Source organism: Streptomyces sp. SID9727, from assembly GCF_010550605.1.
Taxonomy (GTDB): domain Bacteria; phylum Actinomycetota; class Actinomycetes; order Streptomycetales; family Streptomycetaceae; genus Streptomyces.
Window position 1 is genome coordinate 1 of the sequence record NZ_JAAGNI010000063.1, and the last position, 3511, is coordinate 3511.

General features: G+C 74.8%; 3 protein-coding genes. All 3 read left to right on the forward strand.

The window, feature by feature from the left end:
- Positions 1 to 161: 161 nt before the first annotated feature.
- Positions 162 to 2165 carry a trypsin-like peptidase domain-containing protein gene (locus G3I41_RS03870; RefSeq protein WP_164398894.1) on the forward strand — a complete coding sequence of 668 codons (2004 nt, stop codon included), beginning with the start codon at positions 162 to 164 and terminating at the stop codon, positions 2163 to 2165.
- A 130-nt stretch (positions 2166 to 2295) separates the two neighbouring features.
- Positions 2296 to 3321, forward strand: coding sequence for a MoxR family ATPase (locus G3I41_RS03875; protein WP_164398895.1), 1026 nt, complete (start codon positions 2296 to 2298; stop codon positions 3319 to 3321).
- 7 nt (positions 3322 to 3328) lie between these two features.
- On the forward strand, positions 3329 to 3511 hold a 183-nt coding region (locus tag G3I41_RS03880), incomplete at its 3' end, for a hypothetical protein (RefSeq protein ID WP_164398896.1).

The window sequence follows — 3511 nt, forward strand, 5'->3', positions numbered from 1 at the left end:
CCACCGGGCGCCGGCGCACCCCCCGGCCACCCGCCCGCCGGGGCACCCCCCGGCGCACCGGCACACCCCGGCGGTGCGGACGACACCGACGGCGGCGGCGCATGACCTTCGGGGAACAGGGGGGCGCAGAGGGGGCCCTCGGCCCCGCCCAGGCTGCCCTCATGGACCTCGTCCAGGACGCCACCGTACGCATCCATCGCCCGCCGTCCGGGTATGCCCAGGACGGGCCGGAAGGGGACTTCCTGGGCAGTGGATTCTTCGTCGCACCCAGCTGGGTCCTCACGTGTGCGCACGTGGCGATGCGGGGGGAGGGGGGCATGGTGGCCGTGTGGTTCAAGGGGGACCGCTACAGCGCGGACCTGACCGAGGTGCCGGGCCGGGTCGTCGCCGCCCTGCCCGGCACCCGGCCCCCGGGCCCGGGCGGCTGGCCGGCCCCCGACCTCGCGCTCATCCAGCTCCAGCGCCCCGTCGAACACCCCTGCGTGTACGTCACCGAGCGGTCCGAGGCGATGCTCCGCAGCCGCGAGGTCCGCTGCGTGGGCTGGGCCCCCGTCCAGGGCGGCGGCCTCCAGAACCGCAGCGGCGTCTGCGTCGTCAAGGGCTCGTACGGGGGATCGGGCGACGCCGAGCAGGTCGTCAGGATCGACGGCGACTGGGTGGAGCTCGGCATGTCCGGCGGCCCGCTGGTCGACCTGGCGCGGGGCGAGGTCGTCGGCGTGATCAAGTCGCAGATCAACGGCCACCAGGGCGGCACCGCCGTCGGCGTCGAGCGGCTGCGCACCCTGGAGGTGCCGGCCGGGCCCGTCGAGACCGAGACCGACGACATATACCAGTCCGTGTTCCACGCCCACGACCGCTACCACGCCGACCGGCACACCAGCTCCGCCGGGACCGAGCGGACCTGGACCGACGCGCAGAGCGATCTGCCCGACCCGCCCGGCGGCATCCTCGGCCCCAAGCTGCGCGCCGAACTCCTCGGCCGGCTCGCCGAGCTGCCGCCCCCGGCGAGCACCCGGTCGCTGCTGACGCTGCTGGACCGGCTGCCCGGGGTGTACGCCCGCGACCACCGCCCGGCCCCGCGCGGCTGGCGCGACGGACTCGGCGCGCTGTACGACGCCCGCGCCCGCGACCGCGAGGCCCGGTTCGAACTGATCGTCCGCTACTGCATGGGCGTCCTCGCCGCCGACCGCCCCTGCGGCCAGCTCTCCGTGCGCAACGCCAAGGCGCTCTGGGGCTGGGTCAAGCGCATCGCCGACACCGAACTGCCCCGCGACCTGCGCCGCCGGCTCGACGTGGAGTGGGCCGAGATCCGGCTCCGACTGGAACAGAGCCGCCAGCGGGCCGCCCGCGCCCCGGCGGGCGACCCCGTCCTCTACGGCGAACGCGACTGCGTCGTGCTCCACGTGGACCTCCAGGGCTGGGCCCGCGACCAGTACGACTGGCGGGTCGCCGTGGACCGCCGGGCCGGGGAGGCGGAGCCGGTGGACGAGGACAGCCGCGGCGCCGCGCTCGGCACCGTCCCGGACCGGCTCGCCGCCGCGCTGACCGAGGCGTTCCGGCGGTGCGACGAACCGGGCAGCCCCGCCATGCTCCAGGTCGTCGTCGCGCCCGCGCTGTTCGGCCTCCCGGTGGACGACTGGGTGCTGCCGCCGTCCGGGCTGCGGCTCGGAGCCGTACGCCCGGTGGTGCTGCGCAGCCCGTACCAGGGCCCGGCCGACGAACGGCCGGCCCGGTGGGACGCGGGACTTTCCGCCGCCATCCGGGCCGAGGTGGTCGACTGCGAGGACGAATTGCGGGTACGTGTACCGGAGTCGGCGCGGCTGCGCGGTCTGGCCCACGGGACCGTGCCCGTCCTGTGCCGCTACGGCAACCCGGACCCCGACGTGACGGCCGGGGTGGTGCGGCTGCTCGACAGCGGCTTCGGCGTGGCGCTGCTCCAGCGGCGCACGGCGGAGGGCGACACGGTCTGCAAGGAGTTCCACCGGCGTGTGGCCGAGGCGGTGTCGGACACCCGCACCCACGACCGGCTGCCGTGGAAGATCCACGAACTGAGACGCGGGGTGAGCGCGGGGCGGACGGAGATGTACTGGTCCGCCGGCGCCGCCCTCTACTACGACGATCCGCACCGTCCGCTGCCGGGTTCCGACTTCCTGGAGGCGCCGTGAGCCACCGCGCAACGCATCAGCCGTGTATGCGAACTGGTCTTCCCCTTACGGGTGTTGGGCCGGATCGATACGGTAGGGCACGTCCGACGCAGGCCGCCCCTGGCGGACGAGTGACAACGAGGGACACGCTATGAGTGAACCGAGCGAGTGGCTCATCTACCGGGGCATCGGCGAACCGCACGACGAGGTGCCCCAGCTGCCGCCCCCGCCGCCCTGGCGCGACTTCACCGGAGGACGCGGGCCCGGCGGGGCGGATGGCGGCGAGTCCGCCGACCGCAGGCTCGGCATCCCCGGGCGCGTCGCGGAGGAGCACCGGCCCGGCGCCGAGGAACTGGAGATGATCAACGCCGCGCTGTACCTGCGGCGCCCCCTGCTCGTCACCGGGGACCCGGGCGCGGGCAAGAGCACCCTGGCCCACTCCGTGGCGCGTGAGCTGGAGCTGGGCAAGGTGCTGCGCTGGCCCGTGGTCAGCCGCACCACGCTCCAGGACGGCCTCTACCACTACGACGCCATCGCCAGGCTCCAGGACGTCCAGATCGCCTCGCACGCGGCGGCCGACGGCGCGGCCGGGGCCGACGCGGCGCAGAGCGTGGGCAGTTACATCCGGCTCGGCCCGCTCGGCACCGCGCTGCTGCCCTCGGACCGGCCGCGCGTCCTGCTCATCGACGAGCTGGACAAGAGCGACATCGACCTGCCGAACGACCTGCTGAACGTCCTGGAGGAGGGCGAGTTCGCCATCCCCGAGCTGGAGCGGATCGCCGACCGGCTGCCCGACGGCGAGGCGGACGTGCTGGACCACGACGGCAACAAGGTCCGCATCAAGGGCGGCCGGGTGCAGTGCCGGGCCTTCCCCTTCGTCGTGCTCACGAGCAACGGCGAACGGGACTTCCCGGCCCCGCTGATGCGCCGCTGCATCCACCTGGAACTCGGCCGCCCCGACCACAAGCGCCTCGCCTCCTTCGTCAAGGCCCACCTCGGCGAGGAGGCCGCCCGCGCCAGCGACGACCTGATCGCCCACTTCCTGGAGCGGTCCCGCACCGAACTCCTCGCCACCGACCAGCTGCTGAACGCGATATACCTCACGCACGCCGCGTCACCGGCGGGCCGCGACCGGCTCGCCGACCTGCTCATCCAGCGACTCGACCGGCCGAGGTGAGGATCTGATGTCCGGTGCGGCGGACGAGAACGGCGGCGGCGGCCCAGGCGCCCCGGAGCTCCACGACGCCGGGTTGCTGCCCGAGCTGGTCGCCCGGCTGCGCGGCGCGGGCCTCGACCCGGACGTCGAGCAGCTCTGCGACGCCCTCTGGCTGGCCCGGTGGACCCGCGGCGCGTCCGCGCCCGGGGAG